Origin of the sequence: Anaeropeptidivorans aminofermentans (genome assembly GCF_940670685.1) — a bacterium.
Taxonomy (GTDB): Bacteria; Bacillota; Clostridia; order Lachnospirales; family UBA5962; genus Anaeropeptidivorans; species Anaeropeptidivorans aminofermentans.
In genome coordinates this window covers 682,343-703,510 of record NZ_OW711693.1, presented here as the reverse complement: position 1 = coordinate 703,510, position 21,168 = coordinate 682,343, and the positions used below count along the sequence as shown (strand labels likewise).

General features: G+C 36.7%; 17 protein-coding genes. 5 read left to right on the top strand and 12 right to left on the bottom strand.

What is annotated here, in order from left to right; all coding sequences use genetic code 11:
* Positions 1-649: 649 nt before the first annotated feature.
* The 4 genes from NBX03_RS02760 to metG form a co-directional block, all read right to left on the bottom strand.
* Positions 650-1,138 (bottom strand): NUDIX hydrolase, encoded by a 489-nt coding sequence (locus NBX03_RS02760; RefSeq protein ID WP_250229254.1) that lies wholly within the window; start codon positions 1,136-1,138, stop codon positions 650-652.
* Between the two features lie 151 nt (positions 1,139-1,289).
* Complete coding sequence (locus NBX03_RS02755; RefSeq protein ID WP_250229253.1) at positions 1,290-2,282, bottom strand: 3D domain-containing protein; 993 nt, start codon at positions 2,280-2,282, stop codon at positions 1,290-1,292.
* A gap of 280 nt (positions 2,283-2,562) precedes the next feature.
* Positions 2,563-3,336 carry a TatD family hydrolase gene (locus tag NBX03_RS02750; RefSeq protein ID WP_250229252.1) on the bottom strand — a complete coding sequence of 258 codons (774 nt, stop codon included), beginning with the start codon at positions 3,334-3,336 and terminating at the stop codon, positions 2,563-2,565.
* Entirely contained in the window at positions 3,336-5,291 is a 1,956-nt protein-coding gene (metG, locus tag NBX03_RS02745) for a methionine--tRNA ligase (RefSeq protein WP_250229251.1), read from the bottom strand. The genes NBX03_RS02750 and metG overlap by 1 nt, the downstream gene beginning before the upstream one ends.
* A gap of 594 nt (positions 5,292-5,885) precedes the next feature.
* On the opposite strand from metG, the gene NBX03_RS02740 reads away from it, so the two are divergent.
* A complete protein-coding gene (locus NBX03_RS02740; protein WP_250229250.1) occupies positions 5,886-6,584 on the top strand; it encodes an SH3 domain-containing protein in 699 nt (232 codons plus the stop codon).
* Between the two features lie 345 nt (positions 6,585-6,929).
* On the opposite strand, the gene NBX03_RS02735 is transcribed toward NBX03_RS02740, so the two are convergent.
* The 3 genes from NBX03_RS02735 to NBX03_RS02725 form a co-directional block, all read right to left on the bottom strand.
* Positions 6,930-7,838 carry a hypothetical protein gene (locus NBX03_RS02735; protein ID WP_250229249.1) on the bottom strand — a complete coding sequence of 303 codons (909 nt, stop codon included), beginning with the start codon at positions 7,836-7,838 and terminating at the stop codon, positions 6,930-6,932.
* Between the two features lie 296 nt (positions 7,839-8,134).
* A complete protein-coding gene (locus tag NBX03_RS02730) occupies positions 8,135-9,205 on the bottom strand; it encodes a DUF58 domain-containing protein (RefSeq protein WP_250229248.1) in 1,071 nt (356 codons plus the stop codon).
* The gene (locus NBX03_RS02725; RefSeq protein WP_250229247.1) at positions 9,202-10,152 is read right to left on the bottom strand and encodes an AAA family ATPase; all 951 of its coding nucleotides are present in this window, start codon (positions 10,150-10,152) and stop codon (positions 9,202-9,204) included. Before NBX03_RS02725 ends, NBX03_RS02730 begins: the two co-directional genes overlap by 4 nt.
* Positions 10,153-11,453: 1,301 nt before the next feature.
* On the opposite strand from NBX03_RS02725, the gene NBX03_RS02720 reads away from it, so the two are divergent.
* Both NBX03_RS02720 and NBX03_RS02715 read left to right on the top strand, forming a co-directional pair.
* Positions 11,454-12,398, top strand: a complete 945-nt coding sequence (locus NBX03_RS02720; protein ID WP_250229246.1) for an amino acid ABC transporter substrate-binding protein — start codon at positions 11,454-11,456, stop codon at positions 12,396-12,398.
* 362 nt (positions 12,399-12,760) lie between these two features.
* Positions 12,761-13,423 (top strand): amino acid ABC transporter permease, encoded by a 663-nt coding sequence (locus tag NBX03_RS02715; protein ID WP_250229245.1) that lies wholly within the window; start codon positions 12,761-12,763, stop codon positions 13,421-13,423.
* 118 nt (positions 13,424-13,541) lie between these two features.
* On the opposite strand, the gene NBX03_RS02710 is transcribed toward NBX03_RS02715, so the two are convergent.
* Positions 13,542-14,165, bottom strand: coding sequence for a DUF6715 family protein (locus NBX03_RS02710; RefSeq protein WP_250229244.1), 624 nt, complete (start codon positions 14,163-14,165; stop codon positions 13,542-13,544).
* Between the two features lie 33 nt (positions 14,166-14,198).
* On the bottom strand, positions 14,199-14,507 hold the full coding sequence (gene trxA, locus NBX03_RS02705; RefSeq protein WP_250229243.1) for a thioredoxin: 309 nt from the start codon (positions 14,505-14,507) through the stop codon (positions 14,199-14,201).
* 817 nt (positions 14,508-15,324) lie between these two features.
* Here trxA and allC point away from each other — a divergent pair.
* The gene (gene allC, locus NBX03_RS02700; protein ID WP_250229242.1) at positions 15,325-16,551 is read left to right on the top strand and encodes an allantoate deiminase; all 1,227 of its coding nucleotides are present in this window, start codon (positions 15,325-15,327) and stop codon (positions 16,549-16,551) included.
* A 324-nt stretch (positions 16,552-16,875) separates the two neighbouring features.
* Here allC and spoIVA read toward each other — a convergent pair whose 3' ends face one another.
* The 3 genes from spoIVA to NBX03_RS02685 form a co-directional block, all read right to left on the bottom strand.
* The gene (spoIVA, locus tag NBX03_RS02695; RefSeq protein ID WP_250229241.1) at positions 16,876-18,354 is read right to left on the bottom strand and encodes a stage IV sporulation protein A; all 1,479 of its coding nucleotides are present in this window, start codon (positions 18,352-18,354) and stop codon (positions 16,876-16,878) included.
* Between the two features lie 130 nt (positions 18,355-18,484).
* The gene (locus NBX03_RS02690) at positions 18,485-19,129 is read right to left on the bottom strand and encodes a GyrI-like domain-containing protein (RefSeq protein ID WP_250229240.1); all 645 of its coding nucleotides are present in this window, start codon (positions 19,127-19,129) and stop codon (positions 18,485-18,487) included.
* A gap of 4 nt (positions 19,130-19,133) precedes the next feature.
* The gene (locus NBX03_RS02685; RefSeq protein ID WP_250229239.1) at positions 19,134-20,054 is read right to left on the bottom strand and encodes a tetratricopeptide repeat protein; all 921 of its coding nucleotides are present in this window, start codon (positions 20,052-20,054) and stop codon (positions 19,134-19,136) included.
* A 595-nt stretch (positions 20,055-20,649) separates the two neighbouring features.
* Here NBX03_RS02685 and NBX03_RS02680 point away from each other — a divergent pair.
* Positions 20,650-21,093 (top strand): hypothetical protein, encoded by a 444-nt coding sequence (locus tag NBX03_RS02680; RefSeq protein WP_250229238.1) that lies wholly within the window; start codon positions 20,650-20,652, stop codon positions 21,091-21,093.
* Positions 21,094-21,168: the final 75 nt, after the last annotated feature.

Here is a 21,168-nt window from a genome sequence, read left to right as displayed (position 1 = left end):
ATCTTCCTGTTTATCCCCATTCAATTTTATTTTTTATGGGGCGGTCATTTATAAATTTCTCATGAAGAAGCAACAAAAATCGATTCGCTAGAGACTCAAATATAAGAATTTCCTTCGGAAACAGAGTGAAATTGCCTTTATAATAAAATCAACTTAAAAAGTGCAAATTTATTTATTATATACTCAATGAAGACTTATTCAACTTTAAAACAATTTTCTGTTTTAACTTTAATAAGTTTTCATATAGTCTTTATTTTTTCTAAAATGCATTTTTAAGCCTAAGTCTAATCAATTTGCCTTTATACTCCTATAAGTGTTTGACTTTAGAAGACATAAAATAAAAAAAGCAATAAGAATTCTTATTCTAATGCCGTATACGGTATTAGAATCCAGTCTAGATTTTTCTGTTCCATTTAATAATGCTGCTGTTTTTATGAATTCAAGTGAATATACAAGTTTTGCTCCTATTTAATTTACTCTATAGATTATTTGCTACGAATTTCAGTTTTTTAAAGCTAAAAGGCGTTCCCTTAGGGAAAGCCTTTTACTAATTATGAAAGCTTATGAGCTTAGAGAACAGGGCAGATAGGTTTATAGTTCCTTTAAACTCCAAAATAACAATTCAAATTTTAAAATAATCTAAATTTATTTACTCTCTCGTAACAATATGTGCTATCTTATCAGGCATATTCAATAATTTTTCCGTAAAGAATGTAGGGTATGCCCTTAAGTTTTTCAATTCCTCTATGGGAATCCAATTCATAAATTCTTTGCCCTCTGGGCAATAGCTATTGCTGTCTAATGCTTTGCTTCCCCTTGGTTTCATGAGGAAGTAAAAGGATATTTCATGGCAAAGAAGCCCTTCGAACATTCCCCCATCGGTAAAAAAGTTCTCGTGGATAAATAATAGCCTGTCAACCTCGTATTTTACCCCTGTCTCTTCATACACTTCTCTGATAACAGCGTCTTCCGCCGTTTCTCCCAAATGGACACCGCCGCCTACAGAATAATAATACTCTGCCGTCTCATTGCTCACCAATAATACACAGCCATCTTCAATAATAATTGCCGCCGCCCTATAGCGAAACCAATTACAGCCTCTCGTAAAGCAGCAGTCAAGGTTCCTGTCATCTTCCATTATTTAATCCTCCGTGTTCTTTATACTTATGGTTTACACTTGCAAAATTAAAACCGTATTCATTATAAAAATAATTATATAATAGCATATCATAAAATACCGTTTTCTGCTCAAGATATATAAAAAGGCTTTCCATAAGGAAAGCCTTTAATTATTGTTCTGCTAATATATATACTTTTACGTTTCTTCTGCCAAAGGAATAGCATTCATTTACGGTATTATAGCAAAGGTCAATTTTATTTCCCTTGATTGCTCCGCCGGTGTCGCTTGCAAGCGCCTTTCCATAACCTTCTACGTAAACCCATGTTCCAAGAGGAATCACGTTAGGATCTACGGCAATTACACCGTACACGGCCTTATGACCTAAGGACGTATAATTTGAAAGGGACGGCTGCTGTGCTGAATATGCCGTAGCTTCCATGGTAATCACATTTGTGTATTCATATTCTCCGCCGGGTGTAAGGGGATTTTTCTTTTTTGTTCCTATCTTCTTTATCTCGTTCACAGGCTCTTTTACAATTTGCCTTGCCTTTTCCTGCCTGCTTACTTCTACATCGCCCTCATAGGACACATCATATATTATACTGACTTCTCCCAGCTCCCCTTGTCTTTCGATGGAAATTTCACCTTCAAGAATTTCCGGATCCTGAATTTCCTCAGTTTCAAAAGGGGTCTTTTCTACTACAGTAAATTCTTTTACTTTTCTGCTGTTTAAATGAATTGTTTCTCCTTCTGTAAATGCATCATTTAAATATCCATCATAATGGTAAGTAATTCCTTTTTCGACTTTAAGCTCCTGAATGATATGCCCTGCCATTTCATCAGGCCCTACATAAAATTCAAAAGGCTTATTTTCGTCTATAGAAATAAACACCTGAAATGCCTTTTCTATTTTTATAATGTTAGGCGTTGCGTCGCTAAGCTCTTCTGAAAGATTCATATTTATCTTATCTTTTTCGTTAAGTTCTATTCCTTCACTTTTTAAGAAATCGGAAACGCTTTTCTCGTAGGTAGAATAGCTTTTCTTTTCTCCGTCAACAGTAAGATGCACAGCTTTAAGTGATTCACTGTCTGCACTTGCGCTTGTTCTGAATACTAAAAGAAGTAAACATAAAAAAGCAGCAATGCGTATTTGTCTTGCCATAAAATAATTTCCTCCTTGTAGGCCTGCCGGATTTAAAATTATTATCATATTTGTAATAATTTTTAAATCTTTTGGCATAATTTGCGGATATCTTTTTAATATATTTATCCCCATAAGGCCTATTAGCTACAAATATTATTATGACTTGATGCTTGTTTTGTCATAATATAAGGGGCTCCCCTTATTTCTGAAATATTAAAGGATATATCTTATTTGATATATCCTTTAATACTTTCGAATGATATTTTAACATATCTGTAACATTTAAGCAATATCTTTTTTAGAGAAATAAATTTATGGCATTTAGCTTCGTCACTTCAGCCGTTTCATCATGGGATATCTCCTTGATTTGGCTGATTTTATCAACAATATATGGTAAATAAAGGGAGGAATTTCTTTTCCCCCTTTTGGGCACCGGTGAAAGATAAGGGCAGTCTGTTTCTATGAGAATCTTTTCAAGCGGTATCGTCTTTACAACTTCCACAAGCTTTTTGGAATTTGAAAAAGTGACTACGCCCCCTACACCGATATAATAGCCCATCTCTATATATTGAAGGGCCATTTCGGTACTTCCTGAATAACAGTGGATTACCCCTGCCCCTTTGCCGCTTCTTTCAGAAAGATTTGCTTCCTTTATCATGTCAAAGGTTTCCTGAGAAGCTTCCCTGGAGTGGATAATAACAGGCATATCCATTGTTTTTGCAAGCTCAAGCTGCTTTTTAAACCAATACCTTTGGCTGTCCCTGGGAGAAAAATCATAGTGGAAATCCAAGCCGATTTCTCCTATGGCAATAGCCCTTCCTTCCTTTGCAAGATTTGAAAGCTCTTTAAAGCTTTCCTCATCCAAAGAAGCGGCATCATGGGGGTGAACCCCTACCGATGCATATAGAAAATCATATTTTTTTGAAAGGGCCAGTCCGAATTTTGAGCTTTCTATATTTGAAGCAGAATTTATGACATAATCAATGCCCTTTTCTTTAAAGCTTGAAAGAAGAATATCCCTGTCCTCGTCAAATGCCTCATCGTCATAATGCGCATGAGATTCAAAATACATTATCGAACCACCATTCCGCTTTGGGCAAAGCCTTCAATCGTTGCAAGGCGTATATTGCCTTCCTTATCTTCGGAAGCAAGAATCATACCTTCTGATAATGTGCCTCTTAATTTAGCAGGCTTCAGATTAAACACAACGATAACCTTTTTGCCTACCATTTCTTCAGGCGTAAAACTTTTGGCAATCCCTGAAACAATCTGCCTGATTTCATTGCCTACTTTTATTTTTGATTTAAGAAGCTTATCGGAGCCTTCGAGCTTTTCGCACTCTAGGACCTCTCCTACTCTTAAATCAAGCTTTGCAAAATCGTCTATGGTTATTTCAGGCTTAGATTCAGGTTGTTTTTCTTCGGGTTTTTCTTCTTTTTTCGGCTCCTGATTGGCTTCCATAAGCTTCTCAAGCTCTTCCATCTCTTTTTTAACGTCTATTCTTGGGAATACCACGCTGCCTTTTGTAATAAGGATTTCTTTCGGAAGAAGACCAAAGGTTTTCATGCTTTCCCAGGTTTTATGGTCCTCTGAGGTGATATTAAGCTGGTCATGGATTGCTTTCGGCGTATTGGGCATAAAAGGAGAAATCAAGATGGAAATAATCCTTAAGCTTTCGCTTAAAGTATACATGATTCCCGCAAGCTCGGCTTTTTTCTCTTCGTCCTTTGCAAGCACCCAAGGCTCCGTCTCGTCGATATATTTATTATTGGCGCTGATATATGCCCATACAGATGAAAGAGCATCGTTAAATTCAAAGGCATCCATATGCTTTTCAACGGTTTCTATGGTCTTTTTAGAAAGGGCGATAAGGCCGCTGTCAAATTCATTGCCTTTATGGTCAAGAGGAAGCTTTCCGCCGAAATATTTATCAATCATACCTACGGTTCTTGAAAGGAGGTTTCCAAGGTCGTTTGCAAGGTCTGAATTGATTCTTGAAACAAGGGCTTCGTTTGAGAAGTTTCCGTCCTGACCGAAAACAATATCTCTCATCAGGAAATATCGAATGGCATCAACGCCGTATCTTTCAATTAATATTTTAGGGTCCACAATATTTCCCTTGGATTTTGACATTTTCCCTCCGTCGAATAAAAGCCAGCCATGGGCAAATATCTGCTTAGGAAGGGGAATTTCAAGGGCCATTAATAAAGCAGGCCATATGATGGAATGGAAACGGACGATTTCCTTCGCCATCATATGGGCGTCGGCAGGCCAGTATTTTTTAAAATCGCTGTCGTCTTCCGTTAAATAGCCCAATGCTGTAATATAGTTTGAAAGCGCGTCAATCCATACGTAAATAACGTGATCCGGGTCGAAATCTACAGGAACACCCCATTTAAAGGAGGTTCTGGAAACACTTAAATCCTCAAGGCCCGGCTTCAAGAAATTATTCATCATTTCATTCATTCTTGATTTTGGTTTTATAAAATCAGGGTTTTCCTCAAAATGCTTTATAATCCGATCCTGATATTTTGAAAGCCTGAAAAAGTAAGTCTCTTCTTTCACCTTTTCAACGGGGCGGCCGCAGTCTGGGCATTTTCCCTCTACAAGCTGATGCTCTGTAAAAAAGGTTTCACAAGGGGCGCAGTAAAGGCCTTCATAAAAGCCTTTATAAATATCCCCTTTATCGTAAAGCTTTTTGAATATCTTCTGTACGATTTTTTCATGCTTGGAATCCGTTGTTCTTATGAAATAATCATACTCTATATCCATCGTCTTCCATAAATCCTTAATCCATGCAACGATATCGTCTACATATTTCTGCGGCGGAACGCCGTTTTCAGCTGCGGCCCTTTCAATTTTCTGGCCGTGCTCATCAGTACCCGTAAGAAATTTTACGTCAAACCCTCTCATCTTTTTATAACGGCTTATGGTATCCGTAGCTACCGTAGTATAGGAATGACCTATATGCAGTTTATTGTTTGGATAATAGATTGGAGTTGTAACATAAAAAGTTTTCTTATCCATAGTTTACCTCCAAATGATATTTGTCTAAGCGGACCTGAAAAATGATACAAGCTTCAGCTTGTAAACCATTTTGTCCGCATCTTGAAGAATATTATAGCCTTTTTTACCAAAAAAATAAAGTTTCTTTTGTATATTATTAATTTATGTGAGTTCGATAGAGTCAAACCCCTTGCACATCAAGGGAAAATCCGAAGAATTTTTCACGTTATGGGTATAAATCTGCAGTGATTTTCTGCAAATTTATACCCATAGTATCTAAAGTTCACGGAATTTTAATTCCCTTGAACTTGCATTAATTTATTATAATCTATTTAAGGATTCATATGAAATAGCAGCATTGTTAGATTGCTTTTCTTCTATTTTATACCCTCTGCAATCGAATACTTACAGCAGAAAAAAGCAAATTGACTATATGTCCCAGGATATTTAAATATTACAAACTTGTGTTTTATACCTATAAGCCTTTTATAAGCCGCCAAAGGGCAAATCCTAAAGCTTTTTCCATATTTTGGACTCCAATTTTTTCTTTTAATTATTGACAAAATATTTCTCAAATGTTACAATTCTATTAACTTATTTAAAAGGAGTATTACGATGCATATACATATGTTCATAGGAAAAAGATTTTTCTTAGGCGCTATAGCTCTCTTATTTTTATTAATTGCACCAGTCAGTGTATTGGCAGATGAAGCTAAAACTGTATACGTAACAAGTACGCGAGTTAATTTCAGAACCCTTCCTTCTACAGAAGCCCAGATTATTGAAACTTTAAACGCCGGCGAAGAAATTACCATCCTTGAAAAACTGGATAGCGGCTGGTCAAAAGTAGTTCGTAAAGAGGTTCAAGGCTATATCAGCTCCCAGTACATATGTGAAAAATCGGAGTACACGGCAGTAGAGCTTGTTGAGTGGAGCGAGGTTAAAAACATACTGAAAACCTACACACCCATTAAAGTATACGATATAAGAACAGGCATTACATATCAAATTCAGTCTTTTTCAAACGGTCTTCACGCAGACGTTGAGACCCTTACAAAAGACGATACGGCAAAGCTTCTCCAGACCTATAACGGTAAATGGAAATGGGACCCAAGGCCTGTTTGGGTAACTATAAACGGCAGAACCATTGCGGCATCTATAAATGGAATGCCTCACGGCGGTGGAACCGTCGCAAATAACGGCCTGAACGGCCAGATATGCCTTCATTTTAAGGGAAGCACTACCCACAACGGAAACCGCTCCTTTGCCCAGTGGCATCAGGATGTTTTAATGGAAGCATATAACGCAAGATAATAAGATACCTATAGATAAATTCACCTGTATAAGCAATTAAAGGGAGTGATATATATCACTCCCTTTATGCTGTAGCGTTTTATAGTAAATTTAATTATAACTCTGTAAATAATTGGTTACAGAGTTATAAAAAGAGAAAGGCATCTACTATTTCATATAAATTTAAGTATATTGCTTTATTCATATTTATTTATAGCAAAACAAGATTAAGATAGGAACAAAAACCTATTTTTCATAAATGGCTTAAAATATAGAATCGCTATTTTAAGCCATTCAAAATATACGATTTTTGTTGCGCTAATTCATTGTTTTGCTATAATTGAATCCGGTATCTTTTAAAATATATTATATATCTTCTTTTTTCTTCGATGCCTTTTTGAATTCACTATAAAGCCTTTTAAATTCCTTAATCTCTTCCTTTTCCGCTTTTTCTTCCCCATATCTTATTTTTATATACATGGAGCGGATTTCCGAGGCTTTGTCATTATCAACAATCTCTGATGAAATATCGCTGATGTCCATGGTGGTGGTCTTAGGCAATAGCTCTTCTCCCCTAGCCTTTAGAATCAAAAGGATTTTTTTATATGCTTCTCTTATAGGGTCCTTTATTTTATCTTGTTTTCCTTTTATATTATTTTCATCGATGGCAGTTCTTTCTTCTATAACTCCCTTGTTTTTTTCTTGCCTTAAATAAACGTCTGACATCCGCTTGAAAAATTTATAGGCAAAGTATAGGGCAATCAATATCAATAGAGCAATCACGATGGTATTGATTATTTGGGAGCCTTGACCGTAATAATTATCATCAAGGCCTAAGGTCTCTGCTGCAGAAGGGGCGTACTCCACCTCCTGCTGTTTAATATCGATGGGTGGAATAAGCCCAAAAAGATAAAACAACGGCCAAAGCAAATACATCAAAACAGTAAGGATAAAAAGAAGCACCGGCGCTATAATGTTAAAGTAAATTCCTTTAAATAAGGTTCCAAGGGCCGACAGAAAGAAACTGGAACTAAAGAAAATTCCCGCTATAATTGCTGCTATTACGGAGCCTATATTTATAACAGTAAATCTCTTATTTTCTATAATTTCTCTATCATGCCTTGTCATTCTCATAAGTACTGCCCCGCAGAAGAAAAAAATAAGCCCATAGGGATATATCATTTCTTCCATGGCCTTGCTTGCGCTTATAACAGTCATAAGGATTAAAACAAAGCCCACAATCAGGAATTTTTTGAAATTCTCGGAATAATCCATGGTGGAAATATCCTTGGGTGCCTTATAGATAAAGTAGATGATGTAGAGTACCGGCGGCAAAATTACAAGAATATTCGGAAAAGTAAGAGGAACTGCAAAAAACACGCCGAAAAGAATCAAAACAGGAAGATATCGAAGCCCCGGCTTGCTTCCTGAAATACCTGAAATAAAGACAGCAAGGCCAAATATGGGAACTGTGAGAACAAGGGCGTCCGCACCGAATAAAATACCGACAAAATTTGCAATGATAAAATAAAAACAGATGTCACACAGGGCTTTTAAGGTAATAACGGTATTTATGGTAAAACCTCCTCTGCACTTATTACAAAGGCCTTTCCGCCGGTTCTTCTTTCTATAAGCCTGACAGCCTCTTTGATTCTCAAATCATTTTGAAGGGTTATAATAATGACGGACTTTTCTCCTCTTCCTTTGGATAAGAAGGTTTCTGTGGTTTCTATAAAAGGCTCTATATGTCTATAGCTTGCCCTGCCCAGCCCTTCTAAAATATAGCTGATATGCCGGAACCCTGAATCTTCGCTTACATAGGTCCATCTGGAAAAGGAATCGGCAGTGGTGGCGTTGGTGATAAATTCATATTTCATTTTCTTTTCTTCTAAATCTTCGCAGACGGTTCTCGCAGTGCTCATGGCCCTTTCAACAAGCTCCTCGGCCTCTTTGCTGCCGTCGTTTTCCACGTCAAGCATAACGGAAATAGCCGGCTCTATGGTGTGGTCATACTGCTTTACCATAAGCCTTCCCGATTTTGCGCTATGGGCCCAGGAAATAGATTTCATAGGCTCCTTGCCTGTATATTCTCTGATGCCTAGAGTAATAACCGGATCCTCCATAATAAACCTTCTTACGGAAACATCTCCCATAAGGCCCCCCATGGCGCTCATGATTTCAGGGGTGCTGATTCTTTTGGGATAAACGATGATTTCCTTGTATAAATCCACTCTATGACTTTCTTCCTTAAGACCTAAAAAGTCTCCTCCTGAAAGCTCCGAGCCTGAAAAAACATACCTTCCTCTTTTTGGCAGCGTAAGCTTTATCCTCCTTGAAAGCTTGCTTCTGGGCGTTAGAAAAGCAGAATAAGCATATTTTAAATAGTCTCTCATTTCCCTTTTTAATTCAATGCCCTCGCTTTTGCATAAGGTGTCTTTAGGGAAGTACTCTGTGACCTTTATAAAGGGAACGAGACGGCGGGAGGTATTGATTAATGTACTTCTGAGCTCAAATTCCTCCTCCGGCTCAACAAGCCGCTTGGACAGTTCATAATCAAATTCAATTCCGTTAAGAGCAGTTTGCAAAGACCACTGCTCGGCAATATAGACAATAACAGCTAAAATTATGACAAAGGCTGTCATGCTAAATCCTCCATAGGCACTTTCACTTTATCGATTATTTTCATAAGGGTGTCCTCTGCCCTTCCCGACGACATAACGCCGCCGCCCATACTGAGCCTGTGGGTTAAAACATAGGGAGCAACGTATCTTACATCCTCAGGAATCACATAATTTCTTCCCCTGAGCGCGGCAGCAGCCTGGGAAGCCTTATATAAAGCGATGGCCCCTCTTGTGGAAATGCCGGATATGAAACTATTTTCCTTTCTTGTTCCCTCAATGATATCCATAATATATTTTGTAATATCTTCAGATACCTTTACATTTTGAAAGTTTTTCCTTACATATTCTGTTTCTTCATGGCTTACGGCTTTTTCAAGGCTTTCAACGATGTCCAAAGTAGAGGGCCTTGAAATAACCTCCATCTCCTGCGCTCTTTTCATATAGCCCATGGAAATACGCATAAAAAACCTGTCTACCTGAGCATCCGGAAGGGGAAAAGTTCCATAGGATTCCAAAGGATTTTGAGTAGCCATAACCATAAAAGGCTCTGAAAGCATATGTGTCGTTCCGTCTATGGTAATCTGCCTTTCCTCCATAGCCTCAAGGAGACTGGATTGGGTTCTTGGGGTAGCCCTGTTAATTTCGTCCGCGAGAACGATATTTGCAAATAAAGGGCCCTTTCTAAGCTCAAATTCTCCGGTTTTTTGATTGTAGAAATTAATGCCCGTTAAATCGGAAGGGAGCAAATCAGGGGTAAACTGTATTCTTTTAAAATCTCCGCCTACGGTTTTTGAAAAGGAGCGAAGGAGCATGGTTTTTCCCGTACCGGGAACGTCCTCAATTAAAACGTGGCCAGAACATATGAAGCATACGAGAACTAAAAAAATAGAGTCTTCCTTGCCTAAAATTACCTTTTCACAGCTTTCCATTACCTTTTTACGGTAATCCTCAAATTTTTGAACCTCCATGGGAAAAGTTTCCTCCTTAATCTTAAGTAATTTTTAAGTCAACATGCTTTACAGCAATTTAGGGAAATAGACGCTGCCCTATTTAGGCAAACTGCTGTAGAACCGGTTATACTTATCAGACTTAAAAACGGTCTTATGTTTTTAAGCTTGATAAATTTTCCTTCAGTCTATAATAAATAAACTTGGGTTTCTAAGCTTATTTACTATAATTTGATTTATATAGATGTTTTATAAAATATAGTAAATTTAAAGTTAAATAGTAGCAAAACCGTATATTCACGAAGGCTTAAAAATGTACCGTTTCTGAAGGAAATCCGTGTTTTTGAGCCTTAAGGGAATAGGTTTTTGCTGCTTCTTTATGATAAATTTACTATACCTCTGCAAAATGCTGAATTAAAACCAAAGAACAATTTGATAATGGAACCTCACCTTTTATATAGGCTATATTGATTTTACACTAATTTCCAACGGCTCACAAGCATTTTAATTCCAGCTCTTTTCAGGAGATTAAAAATTAACTTTTAATTTTTTTGATTATTTAATTGACAAATTCGTATTTTTGTAATAGTATTATCAGAAATATTTTAATTGGAGTTGCAGATATGTTTACTATTAATGTTAATCCTCATCACCCTCATAGCTTACGATTATAGCTTATGATATTTTCATAGGCATAATCGTTTTTTGGGTTATGCTTGTGATGAGGATAGATATTGATTATCTTTTTAAGTCATTCGGCATAGCCGGATGACTTTTTTTATTTTGCTGAGACCTTTAGCCTAAAATTATAAAAAATGCACCCGGGAAAGCATTTTTCATATATCAGGTTAAAACCATCAAAAACAGTATGAATATCTTTGCAGCCTAACAATTAGGGCCTTCTCTGATAGATCCATTTATTATATTTTACGCGCGCATATACAGTAAAACAGTTTAATTACAGTAACAAAAATCGTATGTTTTATATTTGGTGAACCTGAAAACACTTTTACGGCTTCACTATAAGTGTTTTCAGGTGAACGTCCTCTTATAATCAACAAGGATTTTTTTAGCTTTCTTGACTGTGAGTGGCTTAATATAAGCGTTTCTATTATATTAAGTCCCTCATGAAAAATAGATTTTTGTTACTATCTTAAGGTTATTTCACTACGGTAATTTAAAGTTAAACGGTAAAAACCCTATATTCACATTAGGAATATGCTTTTGTTACTTCTTCATAATAAATTTACTGTAAAAAGACCTTTATAAATATTCAAATCAAGGCCCACTATGGCCTGTATCGATTAAAAAGGAGAATTTGTATGAAAAAAACATTAAATATTATTTTAATACTTTTATTTACGGCCTTATTCAGTGCTTGTTCTGGAAATTCAGATAAAAAAACGGCAGATGCCTCTTCTTCAAAGGAAGCTGAAACTATTTCAGCATCTGTTCAGTCACAGGAACCGGTCTCTGCGGAAGATAAAAAAGAAAACCCTAAGGAAACCGCGAGTTCAAAAAACACCGAGACTTCTCAAACAGAAAATGCGCCTGCCGCCGGAATCCCTGAAAAACTTATTCTGGGCCTTGACGCCTCTTTTCCTCCTATGGGATATACCGACGAAAACAACAATATCGTAGGCGTTGATATTGACCTTGCAAAAGCAGTATGTGAAAAGCTCAATATAGAATTTGAAGCAAAGCCCATTGACTGGGCATCGAAGGAAATGGAGCTTTCCACAGGCAAAATAACCGTAATTTGGAACGGTATGACCATAACCGAAGAAAGAGAAGAGGCTATGGAGGTAAGCAGGCCCTATATCGAAAGCCAGCTTGTTATTGCCGTAAAAAAAGGTTCGGATATTAAAACAAAAGCCGATCTTGCAGGAAAGGTAGTTGCGGCTCAGTCCGACTCCTCAGGCCTTTTTGCAATACAAAAAGATGAAATTTATCCTTCCATAAAGGACGGAACCGCAAAGGAATATCCTGATTACTTAACAGCCCTTGGGGATCTTGATGTAGGCAGATGCGACGCTCTTATTATAGATTCTGTTCTCATTAATTTTTATATGGCTCAAAAAGACATGAACTTTGATATCCTTGAGGAAAAGCTTAACGCCGAAAGCTTTGGTATAGCCGCTATAAAAGGCAATAAAGAGCTTATAAATGCAATTGAAGGAGCCCTTTCAGCCCTTGCCGAAGAAGGAAAAATAGCTGAAATATCAAATAGATGGTTCGGAAAAGATGATATGATAATCACTTATTGATATGGGGGCCTTTAAAAGCCGCATTTCTAATCCGCTGTTTTTAATGGGACCTTTATAAATATCGTACTGAGCAAAATTAAAAAACAGCACTTGTGAATTAACCTTTGTTTGATTTCAAACTGCCTTTAATCATATTTTACTGAAAGTATAAGAGTTATAGTAAATTTCTTATAAAGAAACAGCAAAAACCCATTCACCATAAACTCAGAAACACGGATTGCGTCAGGAAACGGTAACTTTTGAATCTATATACATATACGGTTTTATTACTGTTTAATTTTAATTTACTATAATTCACTATAGGGCAATAAACATCTCAAGTTTATTGCCCCATCAAAAAAGAATGACCGGGGGTCGTATCCGTGCTTAATGAAATACCCAGTATATTTTTCGCGCTTATTCAGGGGCTTAAAGCTGTAGCCGGGCTTTTTCTAATCGTAATCATTGTATCCATTCCTCTCGGTTTTCTTATTACAATGCTTATGCAGAGCTCCTTAAAGTTCGTACAGTGGTTCTGCAAAGCTTTCATATGCGTAATAAGGGGTACGCCTCTTATGCTCCAGCTTTTCTTTATATATTTTGGCCTGCCTTACATACCTGTGATTGGAAAGCATTTTATCCTATCGGGCTTTACTTCTGCGGCGATAGGCTTCTCCATCAATTACGCCGCCTATTTTTCTGAAATATTCAGAGGAGGGCTTTTATCCGTAGATATAGGCCAATACGAGGCGGCAAGGTCTTTGGGGCTTAATCATTATCAAACCCTTAAGTTTATAATAATACCTCAGATGATAAGAGTCGTTATCCCTTCCATAACAAATGAAGCAATCACTTTAGTTAAGGATACGTCACTGATGTTTGCCATAGCCGTCCCTGAAGTGCTTCACTATGCTAAAGTTGCCGTAAGCAGAACCAATTCCGTCCTTCCGTTTATTGTTGCCTTCATGATATATCTCATAATAAATGCTTTTATACAAATTGCTCTTTCTTTCTATGAAAAAAGGAGCAATAAAGGCTGGCATTAGTTATTGCCCACTGCTTTTCTCTTATTTTTATGCCGCTTATAAATAAAATCAAATTAATGATAAAGCGCTTCTGTCAAAATCCAAAAATAAAAGGCCGATAAATTGGCCTTTTGAATTTTTATGATTTTCCTGCCGGAAGCTCTCCGTTTTCGGAAATGGGATTATAATATTCGTCGGTTAATGTCCAAAGAACAATTTCCCAACGGTCTGTTTCTTTGTTTTTTTCTAAGGAATATTCCCAGTAGAAATCCTCTCCGTTATTAAGCTGCTGTTTTACCCTAATATAGCAGAAATCATTATCATGAGGGTTAAAGATTGTAGGAAGCTGAGATATGTTATAGCTGCTTAATTGCTGCTCTTTAAGCAAGCTGACCGCCGTTTTTATTACCTCAGTCTGCTGTTCCAGCGTATTTTGCTCCAGAAGTGACTTGGCAAAAAGTTTCCTCTGCTGGAGGATCACATTTTCATAAAGACTTTCCTCCACAATCATATTACCGTAAATAAGCTGTATTATATTTAAATTATACTCCATAACGTCCTCTGGACTTGCAGGATAATCCGTCTCCAGATTCCTATTCATAATATTATAATATAGCTTTTCAGCAGCGTGTCTCTTATTGGGATTAAAATATACAACCGTATTCTTATTGGTATAATAGAGATAACCTATGAATACCATAAGAGCGATTAAGAAAGTCACCAGAATAAAAATCCCTGCCGTCTTGGTTTGTTTATTATTCATAAGCAAGCTCCCTGTGAAAACCCGAAATACATATTATCTTACAAGATCAAGAATATCCTCTTTAGGCCTTGCGCCTATAATTTTTTTATACATATTATTATCCTTAAAGGATATGATTGTAGGTATGCTCATAACGGAAAATTCTGCCGCAAGGGTAGGGTTTTCGTCAACGTTTACTTTAAATACGCCGATGTGCTGGTTTTCCTCTGCAATTTGCTCCATAATAGGTGAAACCATTTTGCATGGACCGCACCAGTCTGCATAAAAATCTACAATAATAGGCTTGCCTGCCTTTTCTATTGTGCTTTTAAAATTATCGCTTGTAAGCTGTTGTACCTTCATAATATTTCCTCCTTCAGTCAATAAGCTTTGCCATATATAAAGCTATATCCTTTGTTTTTGTTTAAATCATATTTCCTTTTAAGCTTAATCTGTTTGTTAAAATTAAAAGGCCGCTCACTTAAAAATTTGCAATGTCTCTATAGCTTTTAAGTTTACTTGTATATATTATTGTATCATTCCTTATAAAACTATTCAAGATTGCATTTTCTGTTTAAGTAAAAGTATATAAAAAGAAGGCTGTAAAGCCTTCTCAAAATATTGTCTAAGAACAAACTTCATATGGATTTTAAAGCATTCATTATTTTATATAAATATACAAAAAGGGATATTTTTCACTTTAAAGTCACATTACGCTATATTATTTAGCTTATTATGCCAAATATCATGATGTAAAAATATAAACCACAATTGACTTCTGTATACTATTCTTATAAATTAAAAAATTATATATTATTTTCCATTCTAACTGTTGTCGTAAAGATAAGGAAGTGATAAACTTAATCTCTAAAACTTCTTAAAATAAAAAATGTTAAAAGTCTAAAAACCACTAAAACTTATTCAGCTTGAAAAGTATCGTCAATTTGCTTTTCTTCCATCATAAATAACTGCGCTTAAATTAAAGGTAGATGGGCGTCTATTCTTTCATATTGCTTCAAATATAAAAAGAGTATTTTTAAAGCTGAATCAACATAGAATCAATTTGCTTTTATTCTGAAATAAATATTTGGCTTTACAGGGCTTTATAAGAAAAAAGCAAATTGGCAATGCTACTATTTCATATTTATTCAAGCATAACTAAAAGGAAAGGTGGAAAGAGATGGACAACTTATTTGATTTTACGGCAGAAACTGTAAAATGGATTTCCAGCATAGGCAGAGACTCTGCCGGAGGCACAACAAGGCTTGTTTATACCGACAGCTGGTTTGAAGCCCAAACGGGCCTTAAGGCAAAGTTTGAAGCGCTGGGTATGAAGGCTCAATTTGATTCTGTAGGCAATCTTTTCGGAAGAATTGAAGGAGCAGAGCTTCCTGAGGAAACAATCTTATCCGGCTCTCATATTGATACAGTAAAATACGGCGGAAAGCTTGACGGTCAATTTGGCATTATCGCTGCATATATTGCCATAAAATATCTCCTTGAAAATTACGGCAAACCCAAACGCTCTTTAGAGGTGGTTTCCTTTTCCGAAGAAGAAGGCAGCCGCTTTCCTTATAATTTCTGGGGAAGCAAAAATTTTATGGGAATAGCAAATAAAGAAGACGTTTTAAACATTAAAGACGACGAAGGCTTATTCTTTGTTAAAGAGATGGAAAAATACGGTTTCTCCTATGATAATATCAAAAGCAGTCCAAGAACAGACGTAAAATCCTTTGTTGAAATTCACATCGAGCAAGGAAACGTTCTTGAAATGAATAATCAATCCCTTGGCATTGTAACGGGCATTGTGGGCCAGAAACGTTTCGGTGTTCATTTGAAAGGTCTTGCAAACCATGCCGGCACCACCCCTATGGGCTACAGAAAGGACACTGTATACGGCTTTAGCAAAATGTGCGCTTCTGCTATAGATAAGGCTAAAAAGCTCGGAGACCCTTTAGTTTTAACCATAGGAAAGGTAATTCCAAGGCCAAATGTTCCTAACGTTATTGCAGGAGAGCTGGATTTCACCATAGACTGCAGGCACACCAACATGGATATACTCTCCGCCTTTACGGAAGAAATTATCCATGACATGGAAAAAACAGCGGAAGAGCTGGGCCTTGAAATGCAGACGGAAATGTGGCTTGATGATAACCCTGTACCGATGGACGAAAACATCATAAAAATCATTACCGATGTTTGCAAAGAAAATAATGTGAACTACCGTATAATGCATTCAGGGGCAGGGCACGACTCTCAAATCATAGCCCCAAGAATACCGACAGGCATGATATTCGTTCCAAGTATCGGCGGCATAAGCCATAACCCCGCCGAAGATACTAAAACAGAAGATTTAGTAGAAGGCATCAAGATTTTAATAGGCACCCTTCATAAGCTTGCCTATTAATAATAAAACCTTTCTAAATACATAATATAGTAAATAACCTTGAAAAGGTCTAAGCTTATTTACTATATACTGAAGGAAAGCTTATAAAACTACAAACAAAAGGACTGTTCATAAGCTTCATAAGTATAGCCTTAGCAAGTAAAAAAAAACTTGTTAAGGCTATTATTAATTCGTCCTTTTACTATACTTGATTCAATATGAAATCCTATGATTGTCAATTTGCTTTTCTCTTATTTAAGCCGTCTCAATCCAAATATTCGCTTCAGAATAAAAGCAATTGACTCTATCTCGTATCTTTCAGATATGCTTAGGGAAAATACGTATTTATAAAATAATGCAGATAAGGCCGCCTCTGCCTTCATTGATAATTCTCTGAAGGGTCTCCTGGAATTTAACCTGAGCGCTTTCCGGCATATGATAGAGCTTGCTTTGCAGGCCGTCCTTTACAAGGTCGTGCATATTGCGGCCAAACATATTCATCTCCCAAACCTTGTCGGAGCCTTCCTCCATCTGGTCCATTATGAAATTAATCAAATCCTGGCTCTGCTGCTCTGTTCCTACGATAGGAGATATTTCTGTTTCAATATCTGCTCTTATTAAATGTATGCTGGGCGCCGATGCCTTAATCTTTACACCGTATTTGGAACCATGCTTCACAAGATTCGGCTCCTCAAGCTTCATTTCTTCAAGGGCCGGCGTAACGATGCCGTAGCCCTTCTGTCTTACTTCTTCAAGGGCATATTTTACCTTATCATATTCCCGCTTGGCGTCTGATAAGACCTTTATGGTGGAAATAAGCTGATAATCGCTATTGATATCCATTCTTGTAGTTTCACTAAGTATTCTATAGAAAAGGTCGTCATCAACGGATATTTCTATATCAGCGGAACCGTCACCAAGGGATATACCGTCAATATAAACCTTTTTTATGTACTCATTGTCTTCCATAAGAAGCATATTATCTTTGATGGAGCGAAGCTTTGTAATGTCTTCTAATATGCCTTTTATGGCATTAATTATACTTTGCTTAAGCCAATGCTCAAGCTCAAGGGTTTCTATCCATTTAGGCAGATGGATTTTGATTTCCTGAATAGGGAATTCATAAAGGATTTTTTCCATTATGGCACTGATGTCTTCAGATTTCATCTGGGCACAGTTAACAGGCATAACCGGCACCTTATATTTTTCTGAAAGCTCGGCTCTGAGGGTTTCCGTTTCCGGCGAATAAGGCTTTGTTGTATTTAATACAATGACAAAGGGCTTATTGATCTTCTTAAGCTCAGATATTACCCTTTCCTCAGCCTCTATGTAATCCTTTCTTTCAATCTCCGTTATGCTTCCGTCTGTCGTAATTACGATGCCTATGGTTGAATGGTCGTTTATAACCTTTTTCGTGCCTATTTCGGCGGCCTGAGAAAAGGGTATCTTATCTTCCGACCACGGAGTATTCACCATTCTCTGGCCCTCTCCGTCCTGATAGCCTGTTGCTCCGGGCACAAGATAACCTACACAGTCAATCATACGCATTTTAAATTTAATATTTTCATCTAAAGTAAGTTCTATCGCCTCATTGGGGATAAATTTAGGCTCTGTAGTCATAATTCCTCTTCCCGTAGCACTTTGAGGAAGCTCGTCTTTAGCTCTTTCTCTGGTATATCCGCTTTCAATATTGGGAATTACAAGCTCATCCATAAAGCGTTTTATAAATGTCGATTTGCCCGTTCTCACAGGCCCCACAACGCCTATATAAATATCGCCGTTTGTTCTTTCGGAAATATCCTTATAGATATTGAAATTATCCAAAATTAAGCCCTCCTTATATATACGATCCATACAATTATATATATGAGAGGGCAATTTCTATTATTACATTATTTATACTTAGTAAAAATGAAAAGACATAAGGCTGTAGGCCTGAATTGCTTTTCCCTGCTTAAGCAGGTCTTATGGGAATCCTGATAATGGTTTTTAAGTTTTCAGGCTTTGCTTTTCTTGGGTCGGAAAGATAAATCTCATGATGCATCTGTTTACCGGAAGCACTGTTTCTATAGCCTTCCTTTTCCATGGTCTTTCTAAGGAGTGAAATGGTTTCTTCTTCCTCTGAATAAGGCCCTATATGCATAATTTGTATGCATCTGCCTTCCTTAAGGCTGGAAAGCCTTGCAGTGGTAAAATCAAGCTCCGGCCTTTTTAACTTACTTTCTTTTAAGGCCTCCTGAAATATTTCTTCCGTTATAAAATCCGGCTGCATAATCATAGCCGTCCAAATCCATTGGTCTCTTCTGGCATTAAAATCAAATTCCCCGCCTTCAATTCCCCATAAGCCTTCTAGCGGAGGCACTACATAGTCAAAAAAACCTTCTATTTTTTCTTTTATATGCTTATTCATTTTTATTGTAAAACTTAAAGCATAAAGGCATTGGATAGCCTCCTGATACAGTTTTCCTTCCGGCGGGCCGGACCCGTCAAGCATAATGAATTTCATTTCCGGTACATTAACAATGGAAGCCTTTTTAGATGAGGGGGCATAAAGATGAGAGCGTTCCCGTTTAAAATCGACCTTTTTAATTTGGTTCATATATTCAATCCCTTCCGAAAATCTTATCCTCTGTCTTTGCGATAATCCTGTCAAGCTTTCTGTCGTTAGGCTCCATTTCAAGGGCCTTCGAAAAATGCTTAAGAGCTTTATCATATCTGCCCTTATTATAATTTGTAACCCCTCTATTATACCGCATGGCAAAAAGCGCATTTTTTTTAAGCATCTGGCTTAGCATATGAATAACACCTATAATACATATTACAACAGAGATTCCCATTAGAAGAATAATGTTAAAATAAAAGCTTATGGCAAGAAGAATAATCCCTGCAAGGCTAATTAAGATATCAATATCAATATCCTTATATCTAAGCACTGCATTTATCTTTTCATGGGGATTGCCATTCTCTGCTTTTGGAAGCAGCTTAGGCAGTTTCGGCGTATTTTGCCTTTTAATTTTTTTTGCAGCGCTTTTTATTTTCTTTTCATAGACCTTTGTGTGAACCTTTTTAAGAACTGCATCGGGATAAGTTTCTATCATAATTTCATCGTAATTTTCAGGCCTTGCTTCCGGCTTGGGAATTTTAACCGTGGATTTTAAGAGCTCGTATTCAGAGATTTGATTGTCTTTAAGCTTAAAAAGTATATGGGTATCCCTTTTTAAATTTTTACCGCTTTTACTTTTAACCTTTTTGGAAATACTAAGCACATAATATACGTTTTCCATATAAGAATCAAAAGGCGATACGATGATGGTATTTCTGTCTTCATAATATTTTATATTGGTTTTCATGATATAGCCCTTTGTATCCGTAACCCTCATGGTTTCTTCCGACACGGTATTTTCATCAAGGGGTATATTAAATTTAATATACCAATATATAGTTTTAAGCTCTCCTTCCAAATCCACTTTTATTTTGTCCTTTAAAAGAGGATCCGTGGTTGCAAGCCTTATTTTTTCATTCATTTAAAATTCCTCTCTGTTCCTTCAGGAAATATCTTATACGAAGCGGGCCCGAAGAAGAAATTCCAGGCTCTTTTTCAAATGAGAGTTCAATTTTTACTTAACAGATTTTTTTAAAGGTAAAACAACAGTTTAAATCATAGACCCGATTGAGTAAAAAACAAGGAGTATCTGAATATCTTCAGTTTTTTAATAAATAGTCCTCTTTGCAATATAAGCGCCTATTTAAACTTTAATATAATTATAATACGAAGAAATACCTTTAATCAATAGATTCTCCAGAGCAAATAAGACTGGTATAGGCATATATTGTTTTTATGCTGGGGCATGCTCACGCTATATAAATATGCAGATAATAGCCAGGCGAGGAGGCATTGACGACGCATACTGGAAGGCATCTGCCGGGAAACGCTGACTAACGTCATTTTAGGTGCTTGCTTAGATTCGTATCAGCACGTCCTATATATGTATCGGCTGATACCAGAGATTATCTTTACTTTTTTGTAATCTTCCTGAACTTGTAATTCCTATATATGTAAATTATACTATTAATAGAATATGAATTTTTTAAAAATCCATAGGAATGGAGGGAATGAAAATGATTAAAAACATTGTATTTATATTTGCCGGCCTTCTTTTTTTCAGCGGCTGCACAAAGGATAAGCCTGCGGAGGAAGCATCGTCTAAGGAAATCGGATTCATCTATAATTTAGACGCCGAAAATAAAAGATTTGAATTTGACCCTATTGAATGGATAAAGCAAGAGGATACGGAAAGAATTAAAGAGCTTGGCCTTGATGCAAATTACGACTTTCCAAACGGATTTTATATTTATAATCCTGATACCAGTACAAAAACCTATAAATTGAAAAAAGACACTTCATTTCAAATCGTCGACTGGGAAAAGGATTTTACGCACTCCGAAACGGATTTAGACGGGCTGATGGAGCATATGAAAAGGTATCCCGATTTTTCCCCGCCATTTTGGATAGCAATAGAAAAAGATACTGTCTTAAGTGTGGAAGAGCAATACGTACCCTAGTATTTACTATATAGTAAATTTCTTGTAAAGAAGTCATAAGAACCTATCCATTACAGATTCAAAAACACGGATTCT